This window comes from Rhizobium oryzicola (assembly GCF_030504645.1).
In the GTDB taxonomy this organism is placed as follows: Bacteria; Pseudomonadota; Alphaproteobacteria; order Rhizobiales; family Rhizobiaceae; genus Neorhizobium; species Neorhizobium oryzicola.
This window is the reverse complement of the sequence record NZ_JAUKWQ010000001.1, coordinates 156,295-178,319: the sequence shown is the minus strand read 5'-3', so window position 1 is coordinate 178,319 and position 22,025 is coordinate 156,295. Positions and strand designations below refer to the sequence as shown.

At 59.5% G+C, this 22,025-nt stretch carries 21 protein-coding genes and 1 tRNA gene; 7 read left to right on the top strand and 15 right to left on the bottom strand.

What is annotated here, in order from left to right; translation table 11 throughout:
* The first annotated feature begins 56 nt into the window (after nucleotides 1-56).
* Nucleotides 57-146, top strand: a tRNA-Ser gene (locus Q2T52_RS00840).
* An 81-nt stretch (nucleotides 147-227) separates the two neighbouring features.
* On the opposite strand, the gene Q2T52_RS00835 is transcribed toward Q2T52_RS00840, so the two are convergent.
* Together Q2T52_RS00835 and Q2T52_RS00830 are read right to left on the bottom strand one after the other, a co-directional pair.
* Nucleotides 228-1,388 carry an iron-containing alcohol dehydrogenase gene (locus Q2T52_RS00835; protein WP_302074793.1) on the bottom strand — a complete coding sequence of 387 codons (1,161 nt, stop codon included), beginning with the start codon at nucleotides 1,386-1,388 and terminating at the stop codon, nucleotides 228-230.
* Between the two features lie 69 nt (nucleotides 1,389-1,457).
* On the bottom strand, nucleotides 1,458-2,930 hold the full coding sequence (locus Q2T52_RS00830; protein WP_302074792.1) for an NAD-dependent succinate-semialdehyde dehydrogenase: 1,473 nt from the start codon (nucleotides 2,928-2,930) through the stop codon (nucleotides 1,458-1,460).
* A 680-nt stretch (nucleotides 2,931-3,610) separates the two neighbouring features.
* Between Q2T52_RS00830 and Q2T52_RS00825 the strand changes: the two genes are divergently transcribed.
* On the top strand, nucleotides 3,611-7,138 hold the full coding sequence (locus tag Q2T52_RS00825) for a beta strand repeat-containing protein (protein ID WP_302074791.1): 3,528 nt from the start codon (nucleotides 3,611-3,613) through the stop codon (nucleotides 7,136-7,138).
* Nucleotides 7,139-7,167: 29 nt separating this feature from the next.
* Here Q2T52_RS00825 and Q2T52_RS00820 read toward each other — a convergent pair whose 3' ends face one another.
* The 7 genes from Q2T52_RS00820 to Q2T52_RS00790 form a co-directional block, all read right to left on the bottom strand.
* The gene (locus tag Q2T52_RS00820) at nucleotides 7,168-7,887 is read right to left on the bottom strand and encodes a phosphatase PAP2 family protein (protein ID WP_302074790.1); all 720 of its coding nucleotides are present in this window, start codon (nucleotides 7,885-7,887) and stop codon (nucleotides 7,168-7,170) included.
* Between the two features lie 121 nt (nucleotides 7,888-8,008).
* Nucleotides 8,009-9,016 carry a DUF3618 domain-containing protein gene (locus Q2T52_RS00815; protein ID WP_302074789.1) on the bottom strand — a complete coding sequence of 336 codons (1,008 nt, stop codon included), beginning with the start codon at nucleotides 9,014-9,016 and terminating at the stop codon, nucleotides 8,009-8,011.
* Nucleotides 9,016-9,432 carry a phage holin family protein gene (locus Q2T52_RS00810; RefSeq protein WP_302074788.1) on the bottom strand — a complete coding sequence of 139 codons (417 nt, stop codon included), beginning with the start codon at nucleotides 9,430-9,432 and terminating at the stop codon, nucleotides 9,016-9,018. Before Q2T52_RS00810 ends, Q2T52_RS00815 begins: the two co-directional genes overlap by 1 nt.
* Complete coding sequence (locus tag Q2T52_RS00805; protein ID WP_302074787.1) at nucleotides 9,413-10,057, bottom strand: nutrient deprivation-induced protein; 645 nt, start codon at nucleotides 10,055-10,057, stop codon at nucleotides 9,413-9,415. The genes Q2T52_RS00810 and Q2T52_RS00805 overlap by 20 nt, the downstream gene beginning before the upstream one ends.
* A gap of 111 nt (nucleotides 10,058-10,168) precedes the next feature.
* Nucleotides 10,169-10,570: a DUF2177 family protein gene (locus Q2T52_RS00800; protein WP_302074786.1), complete on the bottom strand. Its 402-nt coding sequence runs from the start codon at nucleotides 10,568-10,570 to the stop codon at nucleotides 10,169-10,171.
* An 11-nt stretch (nucleotides 10,571-10,581) separates the two neighbouring features.
* Entirely contained in the window at nucleotides 10,582-11,250 is a 669-nt protein-coding gene (locus tag Q2T52_RS00795; protein ID WP_302074785.1) for a ChrR family anti-sigma-E factor, read from the bottom strand.
* Complete coding sequence (locus Q2T52_RS00790) at nucleotides 11,247-11,807, bottom strand: sigma-70 family RNA polymerase sigma factor (protein WP_367187261.1); 561 nt, start codon at nucleotides 11,805-11,807, stop codon at nucleotides 11,247-11,249. The genes Q2T52_RS00795 and Q2T52_RS00790 overlap by 4 nt, the downstream gene beginning before the upstream one ends.
* Before the next feature lie 232 nt (nucleotides 11,808-12,039).
* Between Q2T52_RS00790 and Q2T52_RS00785 the strand changes: the two genes are divergently transcribed.
* The 3 genes from Q2T52_RS00785 to Q2T52_RS00775 are packed head-to-tail and all read left to right on the top strand — an operon-like array spanning nucleotide 12,040 to nucleotide 15,401.
* The gene (locus Q2T52_RS00785) at nucleotides 12,040-13,383 is read left to right on the top strand and encodes an NAD(P)/FAD-dependent oxidoreductase (RefSeq protein WP_302074783.1); all 1,344 of its coding nucleotides are present in this window, start codon (nucleotides 12,040-12,042) and stop codon (nucleotides 13,381-13,383) included.
* Nucleotides 13,380-14,174, top strand: coding sequence for a DUF1365 domain-containing protein (locus Q2T52_RS00780; RefSeq protein WP_302074782.1), 795 nt, complete (start codon nucleotides 13,380-13,382; stop codon nucleotides 14,172-14,174). Before Q2T52_RS00785 ends, Q2T52_RS00780 begins: the two co-directional genes overlap by 4 nt.
* A gap of 3 nt (nucleotides 14,175-14,177) precedes the next feature.
* Entirely contained in the window at nucleotides 14,178-15,401 is a 1,224-nt protein-coding gene (locus Q2T52_RS00775; RefSeq protein WP_302074781.1) for an SAM-dependent methyltransferase, read from the top strand.
* Nucleotides 15,402-15,581: 180 nt separating this feature from the next.
* On the opposite strand, the gene Q2T52_RS00770 is transcribed toward Q2T52_RS00775, so the two are convergent.
* Both Q2T52_RS00770 and Q2T52_RS00765 read right to left on the bottom strand, forming a co-directional pair.
* Nucleotides 15,582-16,538 (bottom strand): toll/interleukin-1 receptor domain-containing protein, encoded by a 957-nt coding sequence (locus tag Q2T52_RS00770; protein WP_302074780.1) that lies wholly within the window; start codon nucleotides 16,536-16,538, stop codon nucleotides 15,582-15,584.
* A gap of 211 nt (nucleotides 16,539-16,749) precedes the next feature.
* Nucleotides 16,750-17,532, bottom strand: a complete 783-nt coding sequence (locus Q2T52_RS00765; RefSeq protein ID WP_302074779.1) for an SDR family NAD(P)-dependent oxidoreductase — start codon at nucleotides 17,530-17,532, stop codon at nucleotides 16,750-16,752.
* A 140-nt stretch (nucleotides 17,533-17,672) separates the two neighbouring features.
* Here Q2T52_RS00765 and Q2T52_RS00760 point away from each other — a divergent pair, with 140 nt between their 5' ends.
* Nucleotides 17,673-18,620 (top strand): nucleoside hydrolase, encoded by a 948-nt coding sequence (locus tag Q2T52_RS00760; protein ID WP_436799468.1) that lies wholly within the window; start codon nucleotides 17,673-17,675, stop codon nucleotides 18,618-18,620.
* On the opposite strand, the gene Q2T52_RS00755 is transcribed toward Q2T52_RS00760, so the two are convergent.
* From Q2T52_RS00755 to Q2T52_RS00740, 4 genes are all read right to left on the bottom strand, one after another.
* On the bottom strand, nucleotides 18,621-18,998 hold the full coding sequence (locus Q2T52_RS00755) for a helix-turn-helix domain-containing protein (RefSeq protein ID WP_302074777.1): 378 nt from the start codon (nucleotides 18,996-18,998) through the stop codon (nucleotides 18,621-18,623). It abuts the gene before it with no gap.
* Nucleotides 18,995-19,294: a type II toxin-antitoxin system HigB family toxin gene (locus tag Q2T52_RS00750; RefSeq protein WP_302074776.1), complete on the bottom strand. Its 300-nt coding sequence runs from the start codon at nucleotides 19,292-19,294 to the stop codon at nucleotides 18,995-18,997. The genes Q2T52_RS00755 and Q2T52_RS00750 overlap by 4 nt, the downstream gene beginning before the upstream one ends.
* A gap of 66 nt (nucleotides 19,295-19,360) precedes the next feature.
* Nucleotides 19,361-20,287 (bottom strand): pseudouridine-5'-phosphate glycosidase, encoded by a 927-nt coding sequence (locus Q2T52_RS00745; RefSeq protein ID WP_302074775.1) that lies wholly within the window; start codon nucleotides 20,285-20,287, stop codon nucleotides 19,361-19,363.
* A 5-nt stretch (nucleotides 20,288-20,292) separates the two neighbouring features.
* The gene (locus tag Q2T52_RS00740) at nucleotides 20,293-21,414 is read right to left on the bottom strand and encodes a carbohydrate kinase (RefSeq protein ID WP_302074774.1); all 1,122 of its coding nucleotides are present in this window, start codon (nucleotides 21,412-21,414) and stop codon (nucleotides 20,293-20,295) included.
* Between the two features lie 184 nt (nucleotides 21,415-21,598).
* Between Q2T52_RS00740 and Q2T52_RS00735 the strand changes: the two genes are divergently transcribed.
* Entirely contained in the window at nucleotides 21,599-21,994 is a 396-nt protein-coding gene (locus tag Q2T52_RS00735; protein WP_302074773.1) for a DUF1236 domain-containing protein, read from the top strand.
* The last annotated feature ends 31 nt before the right edge of the window (nucleotides 21,995-22,025 follow it).

Genomic DNA, 22,025 nt, shown 5'->3' with positions numbered 1-22,025 from the left:
TCGGTATATATCCGCGCCAACCGCTGCTTCGACGCTTTTGCGAAGCAGACCGCCAAGGACAGGTGGCCGAGTGGTTTAAGGCGCACGCCTGGAACGCGTGTGTGCGTGAAAGCGTACCGTGGGTTCGAATCCCACCTTGTCCGCCATTCTTTTCCATAGAATCCCAACTAGTTACCTTCCGTCTCTGTAGCATGTTGTTGCTTGAGCAATGGAGACGAGCAACGGGCTTAGTACGCCTCGCGATAAAGAGCCAGCGCGTCCTCTTCCTTCACCTCAACAGGATTGTTCACAAGCAGTCTCGTCTGCTTCATGGCCTCCGAAGCGAGCATGGAGAGGCTGCCTTCCGGCACGCCGACATCTCTCAGGCGACGCGGCGCGCCGCTCTCGTCCATCAGCTTTTGCATTGTGTCGACGAATGCCGCCGAACGATGGACAGCACCTCCTCTTCCCGGAACGCCGAGGAGATCGGCCAGTTCCGCGTAAAGCGGCGCCGCAGCCTGGGCGTTGAATCGCAGAACCGGCCCCAGCATTAAAGCATTCGAGAGGCCATGGGGAATGTGGAAGTGCCCGCCCAGCGGATAGGCCAAAGCATGCACCGCCGCCACAGGTGCGTTGGCGAAGGCTTGCCCTGCCAGCATGGCACCCAGCAACATGGCTTCCCTTGCATTCCTGTCCGCGCCATTTCGGCAGGCGGCAATGAGATTGCCGCCCAACAACCGCAGCGCCTCGCGCGCCAAAGCGTCGGAGATCGGGTTCTTCCTGACCCTGCTGGTATAGGCCTCGATGGCATGCACCATGGCATCAATGCCCGTGGCGGCGGTATGGATGGGCGGCAAACCAACGGTCAGCGATGCATCCAACAAAACGAAATCGGCATAAAGCTGTGGCGCGACAACGCCCATCTTCGTCGTTTCGCCCGTGGTGATGATCGAGATATTGGTCACCTCGGACCCCGTGCCGGCAGTTGTCGGAACGAGAACCAGCGGCAGGCGCGAGCCGATCACCTTGCCGATGCCATACATCTCAGCCAGCGATTGGTCCGAATTCATCATCACCGCAACCAGCTTGGCAATATCCAGCGATGAACCGCCGCCAAGCCCCAGCACAAGCCGTGCACCTGCCCGATTGGCCTCCGCAACACAGTCATACAATATCGCTTCGGGCGGATCGGCAACGACCCGATCGAACACATGGACCGAAAAACCCGCCTTTTCCAACCCGGCCAAAACCGGCGCAATGACGCCTGCCTTGACGAGACCTGCATCGGTGACCAGCAGTATCCGGCGTTCATTGAAGCGGGCTGCGAGGCTTTCACCCAGCTTAGCGGCGCCACCCCAGCTGACCTCGATCGCCGGAACCGTGCGGAATTCGAATAGATTGATGGTCATACGCGCCTCCCTCGCCCCGTGCCTTTGACGGCATGATAATGACCTTTCGGACACTCCAACGGCAGATCCTCAGAGGCCCCCCATGCAGATGTATTTCATCTCCAGATATTCCTCGAGACCATGGCGCGAACCCTCACGCCCAATACCCGATTGCTTGACACCGCCGAAGGGAGCCGCCTCCGATGACATACGGCCGGTGTTCATGCCCACCATGCCAAATTCCAGCGCCTCTGCAACACTCCAGGCCCGCTTCAGGTTGGAGGTAAAGAAATAGGCGGCGAGGCCATAGATGGTCTCGTTGGCCTGACGAATGATCTCGTCGCCATCCGTAAAGCGGATGATCGGCGCCAGCGGGCCGAACGTCTCCTCCTGAGCGATGCGCATCTCCGCCGTGACGCCCGTCAGCACCGTTGGCTCGAAGAAGGTGCCCGTGCCGATGCGCTTTCCGCCGGCAAGCACCTCCCCGCCCTTCTCCACCGCATCCGCCAGATGCGCTTCGATCTTCGACAGGGCCTGTCCGTCGATCAACGGACCGACGGACACGCCGAGCTCGAAACCGTCACCGACCTTGAGATCGGCGAGCTTGCGCACGAATTTTTCCACGAAGAGATCGTGCACGCCGTCCTGTACATAGATGCGGTTGGCGGAGACGCAGGTCTGCCCCGCATTGCGGAACTTGGCCTGAATGGCGCCGCTGACGGCCTCATCGATATCCGCATCGTCAAACACGATGAAGGGCGCATTGCCACCCAGTTCAAGACTGACTTTCTTTACTTGGTCGGCACACTGGCGCATCAGCAGACGGCCGACTTCGGTGGAGCCGGTAAAGCTGATCTTTCGCACCTTCGGGTTGGCGCATAGCTCGCGTCCCACCTCATCGCCCCGTGCGGCAAAGATGATGTTGACGACGCCTTGCGGAAAACCGGCTTCTGCGGCAAGCGCAAACATGGCAGCGGCCACCAGCGGCGTCTGCTCGGCGGGTTTCAGCACCACGGCACAGCCGGCGGCAAGAGCGGGAGAAATCTTGCGCGCGACCATGGAGGCCGGAAAGTTCCATGGCGTGATGGCACCAACCACACCGATGGGCTGCTTGATAACGAACATCCGCCGATCATTCGAGGGTGCGGAAAAGGTCTCGCCGTAAATCCGGTTGGCCTCTTCCGCGTACCATTGCAGATAGGCGGCGGCGTGAGAAACTTCCGACTTCGCCTCCGCCAGCGGCTTGCCCATCTCAGCGGTCAGTATAGCCGCAAGGTCATCGGTATGGGTAACGATGAGCTGATGCCAACGCCAGAGATACTCGCTTCGCTCTCGGGCCGTAAGCCCTGCCCACCTGCCTTGCGCCTCGTAGGCGGTGCGGATGGCCTCTGCCGCCTCCGCCTGTCCCATGGCCGGAAGCGTCGCAATAACTTCGCCGCTGGCCGGATTGAACACGTCAAACGTGGCCGCACCTTCAAACTTCGGCAAACCCGGAGGGCGGTCGATGGAACGGAAGACATCCGGGTTTTTCAGGCGCTGCAACAAAGTGGGGGCAAGTGACATGCGGAATCCTCGTTTGCCGGAGGATGCGCAGACAAAGCATTCCGGCGCAGTCATGCCGAGCGAAGGTGTGACCCGGGCAGCTCGAACACATTGCTCTAAGCATGGCATCGATGAAGCTGCAATGTCGAAATCGCCGCAGAAAGAACTGCCTCTATCCTGCCGTATCCGAAAATATCAGGAGGACAGGGGAATCGATAAAGCCACAGGGCACTGCACCGGATGATAGAAAACTTCAGCAAAGATGCCGATTGGTCCATTTCGGAGCATCCTTGAGTTTCTACTTTAGAAGTTCCCTCTAATTTTCATGGGCGGGAGCACCAATTCTTCATCCTTGCCTCGCAGTGGCCCGTCTTTTCAAAGAATCGATCGCATTTTCACGATTTCCATAAGCGCCGCGCAAGCCAATACGCGCATAACATGCCGCCGGATACAGTAAGGTTCGACTGCAATTGTCCATAAGTGGGCATTTAGGCTTCGTAAGGCCACCGCTGTTATGATGAAGCGGAGACAGTCATGGAACCGGTATGACTGGCCTATGCTTGCACAGGTCCGATGGGGACATGTCACGAGCATTCGGGACGCATTTTTTAGACAGAATTGGTTGCGGGTTCGGGTGATACGCAACGTTTCGGGGCGCGCAACGCGCCTTGGCAGGCGAACAAGATCGAGGGTTTGGTTTCATGACTGTGGTTTCAAATTTGAGCGTGGCACAGATCCGCGGTCTTTCGGCAAAGTCTGTTGGAGCATGGACAACCGACGACGTTGCCTCCCTTTCAACGGCCCAAATCGGGGCTTTGACTGCGAACCAGATCCGCGCCCTCGATACAGAGGATGTCGCGATCTTGTCCTCGGGGCAGATGCAGGCGATCACGGCTGCCTCTATGGTTGGACTGCGCGCCGAACAGCTTGCTGTACTCAGCACCGCAAATGTCGCAGTCCTCGCCACCTCGCAACTCGGCATGCTTTCCGCCCGCCAATTGGCGGCACTGAACAGCGACCAGGTCGAGGCGCTGAACAGCACGCAGCTTTCCTCGCTGACGGCGGCCCAGATCGGTTCCTTTTCTTCCGATGAATTCGCCACGTTGACCACAGGCGAAGTCGCCAGCCTCACAACAAGCCAGATCGGTTCGATCAAGACAGCGCTGATTGCAGCACTCAGCACGGATCAGGCCGCAGCTCTGACGACGGCGCAGGTCGCCGTCCTCAATGCATCGCAAATCCGCGCGCTTTCCACCGACAAGATTGCAGCCCTCTCCTCTGGCCAGATCGCAGCCCTGAAGGCGTCTTCGCTGACGGGTCTGACGACGGCGCAAGTCTCAACGCTCTCCACCCAGCAGATCAGCGCCTTTACCTCTGCGCAGGTCGTGGGCCTCAGCGTCGCGCAGTTCGGCGCGCTGTCTTCGGATGCCTTGTCATCCCTGTCAACAAGCTTCATTTCTGCCATCGGCAACAACTCGCTGCTCGCGCTTTCGAGCAGCAAGATTGCGGCGCTGACGACTGACCAGATCCATGCGCTGAAGAGCAGCCAAGTTGCGATTCTGAAGACGATTCAAATCGCCGCATTGTCCACCGATCAGGTTGCGGCCATGACCACTGATCAGATCAGCGTGCTGAGCGCCTTTCAGGCGAAGAGCCTGACGACGGCCGAGGTGGCAGCTCTTTCGACCAACCAGATCGCTGCATTGTCCGCTAAGGCGATCACAGGCATGACGACGCAGCAGTTGGCAGTCTTGTCGTCCGATCAGGCTGAAGCGCTCACCTCGGCGGTGGTGGGTGCCATGACCTCCGCACAACTGGCGGCTATGTCCTCCGACGATATCGCCACCTTCTCGACAGCTGATATCGCCGCAATAAGAGCTTCTGCGCTTGGCGGTCTGACCAGCTCTGCGATGACAGCTCTCAGCTCCGATCAGCTGATAGCATTGACGACCTCGCAGATCGCATCTTTGCGCACCAACCAGCTTCTCGCGCTGAACACGGATCAGGTCGCAGTACTCAACACCGCCCAGATCAACAGCCTGACGGCTCTGCAGGTGAAGGGTCTTACCACCACGGCCTTCGCGGCGCTTTCCGATGACCAGATCGGCGCACTCAACGTTCGCTCTCTCTCCGGCTTGACGACCGACCAGATGGCGGCTCTGTCCACGCTTCAGGTTTCCTCGCTTTCGACAGATCAAGTGGCCGCGCTCAATGCCACGCAGATCAAGTCGCTCAACACGAGCGATTTTGCCGCTCTGTCTGCCGACCAGATTTCCGCTCTGTCAGCGCGTGCCGCTTCCGGCCTGACCACGGCACAATTGGCGGCTCTCACAAGCAGTCAGGCCGATGGATTGACCACAGGGCTGGTTTCAGCCCTTACATCGGCGCAGATCACCTCGCTTACGTCGCAGGTTCTGTCCGCTCTCTCGACTGACAACATTGCCGTCATTAGTGCATCTGCCATTGCCGGCCTCTCGACCAGCAGCGTAGCGGCCCTGACGCAAGATCAAATCGAGGCTTTGAAAACACGCCAGGTCGGCGCCCTGAACTCGACACAGATTGCCTCGCTCAGCACGAAACAGATTTCCGCGTTGACGACGCTTCAGATCAACGCGCTCTCAGCCGCACAACTCGGTGCGCTGAGTACGTCCGAAGTCGCAGCTCTTTCCGTCGAGCAGATCGCTGCAATCAACACACGCGCTGTCTCCGGGTTCAGCACAACCCAGATTGCCACACTGAGTGCCGATCAGGCTGAAGCTCTGACGGTTGCCATGGTCGGGGCGATGAATTCCGCGCAGATTTCAGCCCTCTCATCGGCAGACCTTTCCACCTTCTCGACCGCCGACATCGCAGCCATCACCGTTTCGGCTCTGGCCGGTCTCTCAACTTCGGGCATCGCAGCTCTCAGCCAGGAGCAGGTCGGGGTTCTGAAGGCGAGCCAGATCAGCGCTCTGAATAGCTCTCAATTCGCAGCTCTGACCTCCGATCAGATGAACGCGCTTACGACATCGCAGATCGGAGCAATTACGGCTGCGCAAGCTGGCAACCTGACCACAAACCAGATGGCCGGACTTGGCGAGACGCAGCTCTCCGCACTCACCACACGCGCCCTGTCAGGTCTGACCTCGTTGCAACTGAACGCGCTCTCGAGCCAACAGATCATCCTGCTGACGACAGCCCAGATCAGCGCACTGAGCTCTTCGCAAATCGCCTCGCTCAGCACCGCCAATATTGCCGGTCTTCTGACATCACAGTTTGCAGCCCTCAACACCATAGCGATTGCAGCTCTTTCGACTGATAACGTTGCGGCCTTGACTGCGGAGCAGCTGGCAGCTCTTAACACCAACCAGATCACGGCTCTCAGCACTGCACAGATTACTGCCCTGAGCTCAAAACAGGTTACCAGCCTGGCCACGAACCAGATCGCGGCACTGAGTGCATCCGCAATATCCAGTTTGTCGACTTCAACGCTCGCAGTCCTTTCCGCCGATCAGGTCACAGCTCTCAGCACACGCTCCATCACCGGTCTCACCTCCGGCCAGATTGATGCGCTGACGGCAGACCAGATCCACGCACTGACCAGCACGCAGGTTGCGACGCTGACGGCAAATCAGTTGAGCGGCTTCTCCAGCGATGACATGGTCAACCTCGCTGCCGAGGAAATCGCAGCCATCAGCGCCTCTGCCATCTCAGGTCTTTCAACATCAGCGCTTACAGCCCTCACAGCGGAACAGTCCGGCGCGCTCTCCCCAACCCAGATGGCAAGCTTGACTGTCCCGCAGATCCGCGCCCTGACATCTGATCAGATTGCGAATCTGACGACCGCCCAGATCGGAGCGCTTGGCCCCATTCAGTTTGGTTCTATCGGAACAGACAAGGTCAGCAGCCTTTCGACGGATCAAATTGCCGCACTCAGTACGCGCACTCTGGGAGGTCTGATGACAAACCAGATCCAAGCGCTCAATGCCGATCAGGCCCGTGCGCTCAGCCCGACGCAAGTGCGCAGCCTGAATGCAAGCCAGCTGGCGGCTTTCTCCACGGAAGATATCGCCACCTTCTCGGCAGAGGATGTTGCGGCGATCAGCACATCGGCACTGGCCGGTCTCTCGACCGATGACATCTACGCAATGTCCACAGACCAGTTGCAGGCGTTTACTGGTACACAGCAGGACGCCATGACGTCGGCCCAGATGCAGGCGGTTATCGCGGCCTATCAGTCGCACTCGTAAAACACGATCGATAGATCCCGCTCCGTTGATCAGCGCTCCGTCTCTTCCGAGGCGGGGCGCTGAAGCGTTTTGCGTGCCACGAACCAGCAGAGCATCGCCCAGAGGGCGCCGGCACACCATCCGCCCAACACATCCGTCGGATAGTGAACCCCCAGGAACACCCGGCTGATGCCGACGATGAGGGTGAGGAAGATGGCGGCCCCGATCATGAAAAGCCGCGTGGCGCGTGTCGGCTGCGCACGGGCCAGAAGCGCCCCGATCGTGAGATAGGTGACCGCCGACAGCATGGCATGGCCGCTCGGGAAACTGAGGTCATGCACATCCACCAGATGCGGAACGATATCCGGTCTCGGCCTTGCGATGCCGAGTTTCAGAAGCGCGCTCACCGCGTATCCTCCAGCAACAGAGATGAGCATGAATATCGCGACATCGCGGCGGCGGGCGAGCAGAAGATAGAGACAGGAGAGCAGCGTGATGATGGACAACACCGTTACGCCGCCGAGACTGGTGATGTCATTCAGCGCATGCGCAAGCCAGGCGGGCCCGATCGGCAGAGACAAATCATCGACGTGACGCAGCGAAAGGAGAATATCGTCATCCAGAGCGTGGGTATCGCCTTCCCTGATCTCTCCCACCAGCTTGACGAACAGGAACAGGCCACCGGCCAGGAAAGCAAGCGTGAAGAGCGTGGCCGCCTCCATGCGCGAAACACGATCCAGAACCGGCTGCGCCAGCCTTCGAAACTGCATGATCTTCATTCTCCGGGTTCGCCGCGCATTCTATCAGATCGTATAGATAAGGCAGTTGCCGGAAGAACAAGAGAAAGGCCCGCCAATGACGACGGGCCTTAATGGGTAAGACTTTGGAAGATCAGTGCGGTCTCGTCGGAGCCGTATCTGTGCCGCGCAGGTGCCGCGTTTCTTCAGTGAGCCTGTCACGCGCCGCGTCGTGGACGTCGGCCGCCACCTGCGTCGCGCGACGATAGGCGTCAGAGGCCAGATGCTCCGCCTTATCCATGGCACTGGCGGCCTGATGGCCCACCTGATCCTTCACCCGATCGGCCATCTCGCCCAGCACTTCGTCTTCCTGCTCGGTGCGCGGCAAGGCAGCACCAATGGCCGCACCGACGGCGAAAGCGAGCGCGCCACCAATCAGCGGCTGATCCTTGAACTGGCGCAGAATGGTATCATTCATCCGTTGAGTCTGTTCAAACAGGGAAGATCCCATATCCATGGAGCTTTTACCCGCTGAGCGACCGGCCTCTGAAACGTGACGGCCTGCCTTGGCCGTTGCGTGGGAGACATGGCGCCAGGTATCCGAAAGCCAGCCGGATGCTTCATCGAACAGGGTACCTGCCTCGTCCCTGATATCGTTGATCTGCCGACCGGCGGAATCACGAAAGCCGCGATAGGTCTGACCGGTCTGATCCACGAAATGGCCGGCGCGCCGTCCCGTCGTATCAGTCATAGCCTTAAAGCGCTGGCCCGTGGCATCGGCAAAGTGGCTGAAGCGACCGTTTTGGTCCTGCTCGACCGGGCCGACCCGCCGCACGGGACCCGCCACCGTCGCCAGCGGATAATCGACATCATCCGCCTCATGGCTGTCCGCTGCGGTTCCACTGTTACGGCTGGCCATCAGCCAGGCGAGCGAAATCCCCATCAGGGCCACAGGCACCGGGTTGGTTTTCATCGACCCCGCCAGGTTCGACAGGAATTCCCCACCGCCACTGGACTTGGCATAGGCCAGAGCCTCATCAACCAGCTGGCCCGGCGACATGCGATTCTGAATTTCATCCAGCCGCTCGCCGATGCGGCGACGATCCTGTTCGATCTCGCGCTCGATTTCCTCGGGGCGCGCATTCTCCGTATCGTAAGCCATCAGGTTCTCTCCTTCAGGATCTGGGCGTCACGCCGAAGCGACGTGGTGGTACGGTCGAGAGTGAGGTTGTTGCCGCGCAGCATGGAAAGACCACGCGAGATCATCGCCCAGGCCACGAGCGCAACGATCACCCCGACGACAACAGAGGAAATCGCATCGGCATTATGCTCGGCAAAGCCGCGCGCGACGAGGAAAGCGCTCAGCGAATTCACAACGGCGGCCAGAAGCACGCCGATCGCGCCGATGGCGAAAACAAGGCCTGCGCCAAGGATTTCGACGCCGCCAAGCGCGTGAGACATCTTCTCGGATGCTTCTGCCTTGGCGAGCGCGACCTCCTTGCGGAACAAACCGGAGATATCGCCAAGCAGACCCGTGACGAGTTCGGACAGGGAACGGTTATCGGTTGGGTTGGCCATAGGGCTGCTCCGTAGCTGGACCGGTGGCGGTGCGGGTTTCTGTTGGTTTTGTCTCTGAAGTGACGGGGCGACCGGCGCGCGCCGCCCGTGTCTCACGGGAGCTTGGTGCCGCAGAGCGACTTGCAGAGGCGGTGACGAAGCGGCTAGCGGCCAAGCCTGCCAGGGCCGCAAGGCCGACAAAGGCGAGCGGCTGGCGGCGGCCGAAATCTTCCGCCATCGAGGCGATCTGGCTGAGGTCACGGCCCTTGATGTCATCGGCAAAGCGATTGACGCTCTCACCCATCTGCCGGGCAAGACGGCCCATTTCGCGCTGATCGCCCTCTTCCAGTTCGCGACCGACACGCTCGATGGCGCCGCCGATCGAGCCGACCTGCTCTGCCGCCCAGCCCTTCTGGCGGTCGGCGGTTTCGCGGGCGGCGTCAGTGGCACGGCTGACCTGCTCTTCCGCGAGATTGCGGATCGCCGTCACATCTTCCTTCGCCTTCTGCCTGATGTCGACACTTGGCTGCGCGGTCTTTTCACGTTCTCCAGCAGCCGGATCCGGCTGCGCGCGTCTCTCGCCATTCGGCGCATAGGTCGAACCGGGTGCCCCCCGGTCCGTCCGACCGAAATCCTTATCTGACATGGAACTCTCCCTTGGCTGACGGACGATCGATCATCGCGACACATTCGCGATCGATCAGCGACGGAACCGTGAGAAAGGAGGAATGTTCCCGAGGTCAGGTGAGAGGCCTATTCAGCCCGCGAACTTGCGGGTGATTGCGAGACCAATAGCCGCCGCAGTACCGGTCAGCACCGTACCCCAGGCCATGTCCACCAGGCTCATGGCCAGAGGCCAGCCCTTCAGCGTGGCAAGATTGGTCATATCATAGGTGCCGTAGGCGATGAGACCGAGGATCGCACCCGATACGAAGGCATTGAACCAAGTGCCGTTTTGCAGATGCGGCTGCACGGCAAAATAGACGATACCGGCGATGTAAACGAGATAGAAGGCACCGGCGGCGGCAAAATCAGGCCGCTCGCGCATCATATCGCCCAGCTGGCTGCGGTAGAAGCCGGTCGCGACGTTGCCAAGCCAGATGAAATCCAGCCCGAAGAAGATGATGGCGGTAGAGATGTAGGCGATCACGTAGGTCATGATCGCCTACCTCATATCTTGAGAATGGGCTGGATCGCACGAACGATCCAGCTGGTGAACTTCAGCGGCGCTTCCGTGACGGCAAGGCAAATGCAATCCTCGCCTTCCGTCGCATGCGGCGTGTGCAACAGGTCGCCATCGGCTTCCTCCACATCTCCACGGGCAAAGATGTCGCTGCCGTCGCGGAAGCTTCCCGCCAGCACCAGCGTGATCTCCCGGCCGTCATGGGTGTGTTCCGGCACCGGCTTTCCCGCGGGGATCTTCAACAGGCGAACCTGCGTGTCCTTGTCAGCGGTCGGAATGCGTATCTGGTAGGCGCCGCGACCCAGCGCATTCCATTTCAGATCCTTCACGTCGCCACCGAGATAGGAACGGAGCGGTTCCGGAATGACGAAAGCGTGGTCGGGGGATCTCTTTGCCGGAACAGGCGGACGTTTTTCCGTCACCTCTTCCGCCACAAGGCGTGCCTTCATCGCTTCCCAGCTGTCAGAGCTTGTCGAAGGTGCCGGCTTGATCTTGTCGAACAGGGCGCCGGCTGCCCCTTCCATGGCCTCCAGCGTGCGCCGACATTCAGGGCAAAGCGCAAGATGGGTCGCGACTGCCAGGCTCCAGCCCTCCGACAGATTGCCGGACGCATATTCAAGCAGAAGCTCGTCGCTCAAATGATGGTGGATCTTCATCGACGGCCCTCCAGCGATGTACGCAGTTTATCGAAGGCCAGACGAATGCGAGACTTTACCGTACCCAAGGGCAAACCCATGTCTTCAGCGATGGTTGAGTGGGAAACATCTTCAAAAAAGGCGCGGCGGATAACTTCCAGCTGCTCCGGTGGCAGGCTTTCCATGGCCTGACGCAAAAGTTCTGCATCCTGGCGCTCCTCCAGCTCCACATCCGCGGGCGGCGCGTCATCCTTCACGAAAGCGGGGTCGTTCTCATCGAACACCGGGCGCTTGCGCCGGAAGGCATCGATGCGCAGGTTCCGGGCGATCGTAAAAATCCAGGCGGAAACATTGCCACGCGCCGGATCGAATTGCGCCGCCTTGTTCCAGACGGACATCATGGTTTCCTGCATCAGTTCTTCAGCCAGCAGCGCATCCCGGGTCTTCATCGCCATGAAGGCGCGAACACGCGGGCTGTAAAAGCGGAAAAGGGTTTCGAAGGCTTCGACGTTCCGTTCCGCTCCGACAAGACCAAGCAGTCGGGAGAGTTCGGCGTTTGAAAGCTCCTGTTCCTGCAAATTCCTATCCGATCGTTTCATCCTGACGCCATGCGAAGACCGCGACAGCGAACCGTAATTCGCTTTTTGATCGTTGTGGCACGTCCTTGCCAAGATGGAAACAGTCAAGCTCATGGTGGGCATTACGCCACCCTTGCAGCGCCGGATCATAAGCCAAAAAGAAATTCCGCAGAAATCCGATTGCATCCGCCCGTCGTAGAGCCCAAGCATACTCGAACAACAGGATTCGCAAATGGTTTCAGGGCCGTCGCAAAAGTCTCGCATCGCAATCGTCGGCTCCGGCATCAGCGGATTGTCTGCTGCTTGGCTCGCATCGCAGAAGGCGGAGGTCGTGCTTTACGAGGCCGACAACCGGCTGGGCGGCCATTCCAACACCGTAACCGTTCCGACACCGCATGGCGACATTGCCGTGGATACCGGTTTCATTGTCTTTAACGACAAGAACTACCCGAATCTCGTTGCGCTGTTCGATCATCTCAAGGTCGCGACCGAAGCCTCCGACATGTCGTTTGCTGCCTCAATCGACGACGGTGCCTTCGAATATTCCGGCACCGGGCTTAAAGGTCTGCTGGGACAGAAGAGCAATGCCGCACGCCCGCGTTTCTGGCGAATGCTCTCGGATGTCCTGCGCTTCTACCGCGAAGCCGAAAGCCTGATGAACCGGGCCGACCTGATCGGCGTGACACTGGGCGACTATCTGGATCGCGAGCGCTATTCCAAAGCTTTCATCGACGACCATCTGTTGCCCATGGGCGCGGCGATCTGGTCCATGACCACCCAAGACATGCGCGCCTATCCGCTGCATGCCTTCATCCGTTTCTTCGTACATCATGGTCTGATCCTGCTGACGGGCCGCCCGCGTTGGCGCACAGTCACCGGCGGCAGTCGCGAATATGTAAGCCGCCTGATTGCCGATTTCCGCGGCGAGGTGCGCAAGGCATGCCCCGTTGCCCGCATCGAACGCCATGCCGATGGTGTGACCGTCATCGACGGATTGGGCAATCGCGACCGTTTCAGTGACGTGATCATCGCGACCCATGCCAATGATGCCCTGTCCCTGCTAGCCGAACCGACGCGCCCGGAGCGTGAGGTTCTCGGCGCCTTCCGCTATACGGACAATGTCGCGGTGCTGCATCGCGATGAAAACCTGATGCCGCGCCGCAAGGCGGTGTGGTCCAGCTGGAACTATATCGGCGGCAAGCGCACGGGCGACGACCAGCCGCTCTGCGTGACCTACTGGATGAATCTGCTGCAGAACATCGATAACCGTGATCCGCTGTTCGTGACATTGAACGCCTCGCGCGAGATCCGCCCCGAAGCCATCATCCGCACCTTCCACTATACCCATCCCCTGTTCGACCAGAGCGCGATGGAGGCCCAAAAGCAGCTCTGGGATCTGCAGGGACAGAACAATACGTGGTTCTGCGGCGCGCATTTCGGCAGCGGCTTCCATGAGGATGGCCTGCAAGCGGGCCTTGCGGTTGCCGAAGCGGCGACCGGCGCTCGCCGTCCGTGGACAGTGATGAACGAGTCGGGCCGCATTTTTGCTCCCGATCTCGCGGCGGCGGCGGAATGAGCAGCGCCTCAGCCCTCTATTTCGGCGAGGTGGTGCATGCGCGCCAGCGCCCGCGCGCGCACCGGCTGCGCTATTCCGTTTTCTCGCTTCTGCTCGACCTGGACGAGTTGTCGGCGCTGTCACGGCGGCTGAAACTTTTTGCCTATAACAGCTGGGGCGTCTTCAGTTTCTGGGACAAGGATCATGGCAATGGCGAGCCGGGCGGGCTGAAGGCCTGGGTGAAAACGCGCCTTGCCGAGGCGGGTATCGATACGCCCGACCTGCGCGTAACCATGCTCTGCTATCCTCGTATTTTCGGATACGTCTTCAATCCGCTGACCGTCTATTTTTGCCGGGATGATAGCGGTCGCCTGCTGGCCTTGCTTTACGAGGTCTGCAATACATTCATGGAGCGACATACGTACATCATTCCTGTCCTGGGGGAGAGTGAGGGCAGCGTGAAGCATTCTTGTGCAAAAGCCATGTACGTGTCTCCATTTATGCCGATGGAGTGCACCTATTACTTCGATATCGCGCCGCCGGGGGAGCGCGTGCGCGTAGCCATCAACGAAACCGATGCCGAGGGGCAGCTGCTCTATGCAAGCTTTGCCGGTCGCCGCGCGCCCTTACACGACCGCATGCTGGGCCGCGCACTTGTGACCCATCCATTGATGACCATCAAAGTGATGGCCGGCATCCATTGGGAGGCGCTCAGGCTATGGCTGAAGGGCGTGCCGATTTACCGGCACAAAAAAGCCAACCAGCCTGTGGCAAGCTCTGTAGAACAACCTGTTGTAAGTGGAGGAACCTGACCCATGACCCATGCCGGCCACGGAGACCCGCTTCTGGTGACTGATCGCATTCCCTTCTGGGAACGGCTGCTTTGCCGAATGCTGACCCGCACCCGTCACGGCAGACTGACCGTGGTTTTCCCCGGCGGACGCGAATATCATTTCGGCGGTCATTCTGCCGGCCCCTCTGCGACGATCGAGTTCAAGCGCGCCCGTGTGATCAAGCGCCTGATGGCGGGTGGTGGTCTGGGCTTTGCCCGCAGCTACATGGATGGCGACTGGGCAACACCCGATCTCGGCCATGTTCTCGACCTCGCCATTGCCAACGAGGCAGACTGGGAACGGCTGGAAAAGCCGATGGCGCTGTTTGCGCGCCTGGCGCATCTGCGCCATCGGCTGCGACACAATTCCCGGAAAGGCAGCCGCCGTAACATCGCGTTTCATTACGATCTCGGCAATGATTTCTACCGCGCCTGGCTCGATCCCTCGATGACCTATTCATCGGCGGTCTTCCGCAGCCCGGACGTCAGCCTCGAAGAGGCGCAGGCCGAAAAATACGGCCGCATCATCCGCGAGCTTGGCATCACCGCAGATGATCACGTGCTGGAAATCGGCTGCGGCTGGGGTGGCTTCATGGAACAGGCCATCCGCGAGACGGGCTGCAAGGTGACGGGCCTGACGCTTTCCAAGGAGCAGGCGGCCTATGCGCGCCAGCGGCTGGCGGAAAAGGGTTTGAGCGAGCGCGGCGAGATCCGCCTCGAAGACTATCGCGATGTACAGGGCCGCTTTTCTAAGATCGTTTCCATCGAAATGTTCGAGGCGGTTGGCGAGGAGCACTGGCCTGTCTATTTCGAGCGGGTGAAGTCGCTGCTGGTCCCGGGTGGGCAGGCGATGATCCAGGTCATCACCATCGACGAAAGCCGCTTCGAGCAATATCGCCGCCATGCCGATTTCATTCAGACCTATATTTTCCCGGGCGGCATGCTGCCAACCGTTTCCGGCTTCGCCGATCTGGCCGAAAAGGCAAAACTCTCGGTGAAGGACTGCTTCCGCTTCGGTCGGGATTACGAGCGGACGCTTTTGATCTGGGATCGAGCCTTCCAAAGCGCCTGGTCACGTATCGTCCCGCTGGGCTTCGATGAGCGCTTCTACCGCATGTGGCACTACTACCTGCATTATTGCGCAGTCGGCTTCCGCACCGGCCGCATCGACGTGGCGCAGTTCAGACTGGAGAAGGTGGCGGGGTGAGTGAGGCGCTTAACGTAGCCGGAGGCAAGTTTGCTTGTCCAGCTTCAACCAGTTTCGGCTGCTCTGTAAGCATTGATGATAGTAGCCCGAGGCCCGTCGCGGAACCTGTAACACGGATCGTTGTTTTGGTGGTAGCAAGCAGTAAGGTCCGTGAACTTCCATAATGCGCACTTGCGCGTGTTATTTGTCTTTCTTGCCAGTGAACGCGGAAACTATCTGAATGACCATATTCACAATCTGCGGGTCGATTTGAGAAGCATCAAGCGACGAGAAGGTCGATGTGCGGTCAATATTCCAATGTTGGAAAACTTCGCGGATCTCGGCGCTGTTTGCTTTACTGCCATATGCTCTGAGGAAAAATTTTCCGAATTGAATGGCGTGGATACGGTCCGAGGACTTAAGAGATTCGCTCATGTAGGATTTACCTAGCGAATAAGCGTAGCGGGCAAGAGCTGCCAAAATGGCTATAGCAATCACATTAAGCAACGATATCGAGATTGTGCGAGCATAATCAGGCGCGGTCGCGGTAGCTCTGATAACAGAATATGCTAGGTAAGCCGTTGTTAGCAGGCCAAGAAGCAGACTGGCGTATCCAATCAAATACCAGCGCTGAGCTGATGCTTTATGCGCTTTTTCATACTCTTGCTGCGTCTTGATCGCCTCATCAACAAACTCTGCAAGATTGCCCTGAACAACTTGAGCGAGTTCTTTCTGCTGTTCCTCCTGGGCCGCCCGCCGACCTTCGAACGCCGAAATTGCTATATCTATATCGGCCACCAAATCGCTGGGTGGACGATCCCGTGCGAAAATGACCTGAATATCCTGTACGATTGTGGGAAGAGTGAGCTCGCCCAACACAACTGGAAGAATGAGCATTTTCCCTGACGTCTCGGCATATGCGCGAGCGGTCCCTAGCTCCATCATAGGAAACTGAGAGTGCATCGTGCTCTCGGAAATTAGGATGATGAAGACCTCAGCGGCCTTTAGGCCTTGGTTGAGTTCCTGTCGCCAATTGATACCCGGTGTTAGCCGCGCGCCCTCGATAGTAATTTCATGTCCTGCGGCGCGAAGACTTGTCATCAGCGCTTGCGCAAACTTGTCGTCCCGCATCGTATAGGACACGTAAATTTTGGACATGTTGCCCCCAGCTTAAAGCGATGAATTTACACAACTTGTAAGATAAGGGAAGCTAGTTCGGTTGCAAACGATAGGCCATAGGGGCTCATACGGCACTCTAATGGAAGCCACTGCTTTTTGCTGGACAACTTTGTCGAGAAATCGACTGTGTCAGCGTCCTTCTTCCAAGTCTTTTTGGACGCCATCGACCTGGGCCCCTTGCACCCCCTCCTCACCCTTTCCGCAACATCATCCGCGTCAGCGCAAACTGCAGGCGGCGCGGCAGAGCGTGCAGGAGCTTGATGGCGAAGGCCATCTTCCAGGGAAAAATGATTTCGAAGTTTTGGGTCGCCAGACCCTTGATGATGGCGTTGGCCGCCTCATCCTCTGATACAAGAAACGGCATCGGAAAATCATTCTTCTTGGTCAGCGGCGTATCGACAAAGCCCGGATTGATGACGCGCAGCCTGACCCCTTCCCGCTCCAGCTCGGGATGCAGCGCTTCGCAGAGATTGATGAGCGCCGCTTTCGTGGCGCCATAGAAGCCGCCGCCGGGCAGGCCGACATAGCCGGCAACGGAAGCGACCACGGCGATCTCGCCATGACGGCGGCTGATCATGTCCGGGATGACGGCTTCCAGAGAATGGCCGGTGCCGACGACATTCAGGTTGATGGTCGTCGCCAGATCCTCGCTGTTGAAACGGCGCACGCTATCGCGCTTGTAGCTGCCGGCAGAGAAGATCGCGAGGTCGATCGGCCCCAGCGCTGTGCGGATCGCAGCGCCTGTTGCAAGGCATGCCTCGCGGTTGGTCACATCAAGCGGGAAGGGAAAGATGCGGTCCGGCATGAGCGATTGCAGTTCCGCCAGCATCTCGCCCCGGCGGGCACTCACTGCCACCCGCCAGCCACTACGTGCCAGCTTCAGCGCCACCGCGCGGCCAATGCCGGAGCTGGCGCCGGTGATCCAGCAGAGTTTACCCGTTGTCGTCGCGGCCGTCGTGCCTTCAGTGCTCATGCAATTTCTCCCTTTTGAAAGGGATTACGCATGAGGAGGAATTCGGTTCTCTGCTTGCGGTCAAACCGCCTTGCGAAGCGCTTTTCGCCATGCCAAACCAGCGGGCAACCTCCTTCTTCCCCTCGCGAGACACAGAGCCCATGACCCAGAAAATCATCATCGATACCGACCCCGGCCAGGACGACGCCGTTGCCATTCTGCTGGCACTGGCCAGCCCCGAAATCGAGGTTCTGGGCATTACGGCCGCTGCCGGAAACGTGCCCGTGGCGCTCACCTCCAAGAACATCCGCAAGGTCTGCGAACTGGCGGGTCGCCCGGATATCAAGGTGTTTGCCGGCTGCGAAGGCCCGATGGAGGGCAGCCTGTTCACCGCCGAATATGTGCATGGCGCGACCGGCATGGACGGTGCGGAACTGCCCGAACCGACAATGCCGCTGCAGGCACAGCACGGGGTGGATTTCATCATCGACACGCTGAAGGCGGAGGCTCCGGGTACGGTCACGCTCTGCACGCTGGGGCCGATGACCAATCTCGGCACGGCGCTCACACGGGCACCCGAAATTGCAGCCCGCATCAAACAGGTCGTGCTGATGGGCGGCGGTTTGTTCGAGGGCGGCAATGTGACCCCGGCTGCGGAATTCAACATCTTTGTCGATCCGAAGGCCGCCGACATCGTCTTCAAGAGCGGCGTTCCGATCGTGATGATGCCGCTCGACGTGACGCACCAAGTGCTGACGACGGCGAAGCGCGTCGCCGCGATCCGCGCGCTCGGCACGCCGCTTTCCGAGGCGGTTGCCGGCTGGCTGGAATTCTTCGAGCGTTTCGACGAAGCCAAATACGGCACCGATGGCGGCCCGCTGCATGACCCGAATGTCATTGCCTATCTGATCAAGCCGGAGCTTTATTCCGGCCGCCACTGCAATGTGGAGATCGAGACGCAGTCACCGCTGACCAAGGGCATGACGGTGGCCGACTGGTGGGGTGTGACCAAGCGCGAGAAGAACGCGATGTTCATGCGCGATGTTGATGCGGATGGTTTCTACGCGCTGCTGACCGAGCGGCTGGCGCGCCTGCCTGCCAAGGCCTGATCACGCCACCAGCGCGTAAGGTTCAACGAGGCTATCGGCAGGGATATGCCATTCCTGCCGCAGCCGGTTGATCATATCGAGCGTCAATGCGCGCTTGCGCCGCAGCACTTCCGAGGCGCGGGAACGCGACCCCAAAAGCTCTGCCAGATCGCCTTGCGTGCGGCCGGTGGTCTGCATGTAGAATTGCAGCACATCAATGGGATCGACCGCCGGCATATCGACCATACGGTTTTCGTAGGCCTCGATAAGGTCCGACAGAATGTCGAAGCGGTCGGCTTCGGGAGAGTTCTGCGGCGGAGGATTGTCGAAATAGGGCTCGATTTCTCCAAGTGCCCAGTCGAGATCGTCCTGTGTGCGGATCGGTCTGATGTCCTTCATGAGATGCTCTCCACCTTGATCCTGTCATACTCCGCATGGGTGCCAACAAACTTGATCAGCACACGCTGGAAGGGATAGGCCACATGTACGACCAGCCGGTATTTGTTGCCAGCAATGTCGAAGATGATGCGGTTGTCGGCAACAAAATCGACAGCACCTCCAAACATCGCTTTCACGTCTGAAGGCGTCGTCCACCGCGCCGCTTTCACCAGCTTGTACCACTCGGAAAGCGGCTTTTGCGCCTGAGGATGCTTATCCCAGAATGCCTTCAGCCGAGATTTGGCGATAATCTGCATGACCAAAAATATTCCCAAAATGGGAACATTACAAGGGGAGGCCTTGAACCTCCCCTTCCAGAAAGACTATCGGCTCTTCTTGATCGCCGCGTAAGCCACCGCCATGCGGGAAGCGAGCGCGGCATTGTTCTTAACCAGCGCGATATTCGCCTTCAGGCTTTCGCCCTTGGACAGTTCGTTGATGCGGGCAAGCAGGAAGGGCGTCAACTCCTTGCGGCCGATGCCGCGTTCATCCGCTTCGCGCACGGCATCATTGATCGTGCCATCGATAAAGTCGGGGGTCAGGGCGAATTCTTCCGGAATAGGGTTCGCGATCATCAGGCCGGTGCCAGTGCCGAGCTTGTGGTGCATGTGCATGGCCTCTGCAATCTCTTCCGGCGTATCGAGGCGATGGTCCGCCTTGTAACCGCTTTTGCGGGTGAAGAAGGCCGGAAAATCTTCGGTGCCAAAGGCGATAACAGGCACGCGCTGCGTTTCCAGATATTCCAGCGTCTTGGCGATATCGAGAATGGATTTGACACCAGCGCAGACGACGGCCGTCTTGGTGCGGCCGAGTTCGGTCAGGTCAGCAGAAATATCGAAGGTCTGTTCGGCGCCGCGATGCACGCCGCCGACGCCGCCGGTCGCGAAGATATCGATGCCGGCGAGATCGGCCAGCAGCATGGTGGCGGAAACGGTGGTGCCGGCAGACGCCTTGCGCACCATGGCGACCGCCAGATCACGGCCGGAGGCCTTCACCACGCCCTTCGCCTGGGCAAGCGCTTCCAACTCGCTCGCGTCGAGACCGGCGCGAAGTTCGCCATCGATCACGGCGATCGTTGCCGGTACGGCGCCGTTCTGGCGCACAACATCTTCCACGGCCTTCGCCGTTTCCAGATTGGCGGGGTATGGCATGCCATGGGTGATGATGGTGGATTCGAGCGCCACGACAGGTCCGCCGGCGGCAAGCGCATCGGCCACTTCGCGGCTCAGTTTCGGTTTCAGAAGGGTCATCGGTGTCATCCTCTTTCAGCCGGCATCAGCCGGTGCAGGTTCGCTTCCAGGAAGCGTTGGGAAAGATCGGGGTGGACGCTTGCGGCGTTTTCCGTGGTGAGTGCGCCGAGCAGCGCGCCGTGGCGGGCGGCAGCGAAGACATCCTGGCCGCCCAACAGACCGGAGAGTGTTCCGGCAATCATCGCATCACCCGCGCCGGTCATATCGACTGGCTTCGCGGAGATTGCGGCAAAGGTCTGCGTGCCGGTAGCGGACGCGACCGCCATGCCGCGCGCGCCCATGGTCACGATGGCTTCAGCGACGCCTCTTTCGCGAAGAGCAATGGCTGCGTCAGCGGCATCTGCCAAGCTTTCGCTGCCCTGGCGGTTGAGCACCGCATTGGCCTCATCGATATTCATGAACAGCAGATCGACGCCTTTGAGTTCCGATGGCAGGCGCATGACCTTATGCGTGGAGACGGCATCGATCGCCAGTCTAAAGCGGGCATCGGCCCGACGTGCAATCAGCGCGGAAAGGGTTTCAGCCGGCAGGTTGCAATCGGCAAAGACGAGGCTGGCGGAAGCAAGATGCGGCCAGACGCGATCAAGCATGGCAGGCGAAATGAGATCGAAGATGCCCATATCGGCAATGCCGATGACGAGATCGCCGTTGAGGTCAAGGATCGCGGCGTATTCCGCGGTCGAGCGCTCCGGCGTCATGACCACCTGGCTGACATCGATGCCGCGCGCCCTCAAGTGTGAGAGGATGGAGGCCCCCGTCTCATCCTCACCCACCAGGGAGATAAAGCTGACGGATGCGCCGAGCAGCGACAGGTTTTCCGCCACATTGCGCGCCACGCCTCCGAAGCTGCGCATGCCGTCCACGGGATTGGAAGTTTCCAGCACCACCTGCTGGCGAGCGCGATACTTGCGGTCAAAGACCGCGCCGCCGATGCAGACAGCGCGTGAGGCCTGCGGCAGCACATAGCCACGGCCCAGGATATAGCCCTTTTCCATGAGCCGCACGATGTGTGCGGCAACGGTGGAGCGCGCGAGGCCCAACTGGTCGGCAATCTCCTGCTGACCGGTAAAAGGGTTTTGCCTGATCAGCGAAAGAACCGCTTCTTCCTGTACGCCCAGATCGTCCATCGTGCCTTCCTGTGTTGTGGGCAGGTCTATAAACAAATGTCTTAAACGTCAACTATTGTTTTATGGCATTACTGCTCGCGCATATTTGCAACAGCTAACGAAACGTGAGCAGAGGTACGGAACGGAAATCGAGGGATGGGGATTATGTGCGCATTGGTTGACAAACAAGAAGAGGAGAAAACCAATGCGTAAGCTCGTACTCACGTCTGTGGCCGCCCTCGCCGCGACCTTCGGGACGGCTGCCTTTGCCCAACAGAGCACCGTGAGCGGCGCAGCCGGCGGTGCCGTCACCGGCGCCATTGTCGGCGGACCCGTCGGTGCCGCCGTTGGCGGGATTGCCGGTGCAGCGCTTGGCACGGCGATCGACCCGCCGCCGCGCGAAGTGGTGACCTATGTTCAGGAACAGCCGGCTCCGGCTCCTGTCGTTGTGCAGGAAGAGGTTGTCGTCGGCAAGCGTGTGCCCGATACGGTCGTCCTGACGCCCGTTCCGCAGCACCGCGATTATGCCTATGCTGTCGTCAACGACCAGCGCGTGATCGTCGATCCGCGTACCCACACGGTCGTCCAGATCGTCAACTAAAGCACATGCAGAACAGGCGGAGAGCTCAGCT

Excerpts from the sequence above, each read along its gene's own strand:
- Q2T52_RS00835 (WP_302074793.1), bottom strand. The coding sequence starts at position 1,388 with ATGACCATCAATCTATTCGAATTCCGCACGGTTCCGGCGATCGAGGTC.
- Q2T52_RS00830 (WP_302074792.1), bottom strand. The coding sequence starts at position 2,930 with ATGTCACTTGCCCCCACTTTGTTGCAGCGCCTGAAAAACCCGGATGTC.
- Q2T52_RS00825 (WP_302074791.1), top strand. The coding sequence starts at position 3,611 with ATGACTGTGGTTTCAAATTTGAGCGTGGCACAGATCCGCGGTCTTTCG.
- Q2T52_RS00820 (WP_302074790.1), bottom strand. The coding sequence starts at position 7,887 with ATGCAGTTTCGAAGGCTGGCGCAGCCGGTTCTGGATCGTGTTTCGCGC.
- Q2T52_RS00815 (WP_302074789.1), bottom strand. The coding sequence starts at position 9,016 with ATGGCTTACGATACGGAGAATGCGCGCCCCGAGGAAATCGAGCGCGAG.
- Q2T52_RS00810 (WP_302074788.1), bottom strand. The coding sequence starts at position 9,432 with ATGGCCAACCCAACCGATAACCGTTCCCTGTCCGAACTCGTCACGGGT.
- Q2T52_RS00805 (WP_302074787.1), bottom strand. The coding sequence starts at position 10,057 with ATGTCAGATAAGGATTTCGGTCGGACGGACCGGGGGGCACCCGGTTCG.
- Q2T52_RS00800 (WP_302074786.1), bottom strand. The coding sequence starts at position 10,570 with ATGACCTACGTGATCGCCTACATCTCTACCGCCATCATCTTCTTCGGG.
- Q2T52_RS00795 (WP_302074785.1), bottom strand. The coding sequence starts at position 11,250 with ATGAAGATCCACCATCATTTGAGCGACGAGCTTCTGCTTGAATATGCG.
- Q2T52_RS00785 (WP_302074783.1), top strand. The coding sequence starts at position 12,040 with ATGGTTTCAGGGCCGTCGCAAAAGTCTCGCATCGCAATCGTCGGCTCC.
- Q2T52_RS00780 (WP_302074782.1), top strand. The coding sequence starts at position 13,380 with ATGAGCAGCGCCTCAGCCCTCTATTTCGGCGAGGTGGTGCATGCGCGC.
- Q2T52_RS00775 (WP_302074781.1), top strand. The coding sequence starts at position 14,178 with ATGACCCATGCCGGCCACGGAGACCCGCTTCTGGTGACTGATCGCATT.
- Q2T52_RS00770 (WP_302074780.1), bottom strand. The coding sequence starts at position 16,538 with ATGTCCAAAATTTACGTGTCCTATACGATGCGGGACGACAAGTTTGCG.
- Q2T52_RS00765 (WP_302074779.1), bottom strand. The coding sequence starts at position 17,532 with ATGAGCACTGAAGGCACGACGGCCGCGACGACAACGGGTAAACTCTGC.
- Q2T52_RS00760 (WP_436799468.1), top strand. The coding sequence starts at position 17,673 with ATGACCCAGAAAATCATCATCGATACCGACCCCGGCCAGGACGACGCC.
- Q2T52_RS00755 (WP_302074777.1), bottom strand. The coding sequence starts at position 18,998 with ATGAAGGACATCAGACCGATCCGCACACAGGACGATCTCGACTGGGCA.
- Q2T52_RS00750 (WP_302074776.1), bottom strand. The coding sequence starts at position 19,294 with ATGCAGATTATCGCCAAATCTCGGCTGAAGGCATTCTGGGATAAGCAT.
- Q2T52_RS00745 (WP_302074775.1), bottom strand. The coding sequence starts at position 20,287 with ATGACCCTTCTGAAACCGAAACTGAGCCGCGAAGTGGCCGATGCGCTT.
- Q2T52_RS00740 (WP_302074774.1), bottom strand. The coding sequence starts at position 21,414 with ATGGACGATCTGGGCGTACAGGAAGAAGCGGTTCTTTCGCTGATCAGG.
- Q2T52_RS00735 (WP_302074773.1), top strand. The coding sequence starts at position 21,599 with ATGCGTAAGCTCGTACTCACGTCTGTGGCCGCCCTCGCCGCGACCTTC.